Origin of the sequence: Lamprobacter sp. (genome assembly GCF_034860625.1) — a bacterium.
Classification (GTDB): domain Bacteria; phylum Pseudomonadota; class Gammaproteobacteria; order Chromatiales; family Chromatiaceae; genus Lamprobacter.
On record NZ_JAYESN010000634.1, the window covers coordinates 1 to 904 of the forward strand.

The following is a 904-nucleotide window of genomic DNA, read 5'->3' on the forward strand; positions in this document are numbered from 1 at the left end:
GGCATCGACGTCCTTGCCGGTCAGCCCCTGCTCAATAAAGCTGACCAGGAAGAGATGGTCGTCGGTGCCACCGGAGACCACATCGTAGCCGCGCGCCAGGAAGGTCTCGGCCATGGCCTGGGCATTGAGGATGACCTGCTTCTGATAGTCCTTGAATTCAGGCTCCAGCGCCTCCTTGAAGGCAACGGCCTTGGCGGCGATGACGTGCATCAGCGGCCCACCCTGGGTGCCTGGGAAGACCAGCGAATTGAACTTCTTCTCCAGCTCGGGGTTGGACTTGGCCAGGATCAGGCCGCCACGCGGACCGCGCAGGGTCTTGTGCGTGGTGGTGGTGGTCACATCGGCGATCTGCACCGGGCTCGGATAGACGCCCGCGGCGACTAGCCCGGCGATATGGGCCATGTCGACCAGCAGGTAGGCACCGACCTCGTCGGCGATGTCGCGGAAGCGCTGCCAGTCGATGACGCGTGAGTAGGCCGAGAAGCCGGCGATGATCATCTTTGGCTTATGCTCGCGCGCAAGCGATTCGACCTGTGCGTAGTCGATCTCGCCGGTGGCGGGATCGAGTCCGTACTGCACGGCGTTGTAGAGCTTGCCGGAGAAGTTGGGCTTGGCGCCGTGGGTTAGATGACCGCCGTGGGCGAGGCTCATGCCGAGCACGGTGTCGCCCGGCTGGCACAGCGCCATGAACACCGCCGCATTGGCCTGCGAGCCGGAATGCGGCTGGACATTGGCGTAATCGGCGCCGAAGAGGGCCTTGGCGCGCTCGATGGCCAGCCGCTCGGCGACATCGACGAACTCACAGCCGCCATAGTAGCGCTTGGCCGGATAGCCTTCGGCGTACTTGTTGGTCATCACCGAGCCCTGCGCCTCCATCACGCGCGGACTGGCGTAGTTCTCGGAT

General features: G+C 64.4%; 1 protein-coding gene. It reads right to left on the reverse strand.

What is annotated here, in order from left to right:
- Positions 1-904 (reverse strand): serine hydroxymethyltransferase (gene glyA, locus VBE63_RS30395; protein ID WP_323686686.1); only part of this gene is annotated, 904 nt, incomplete at both ends.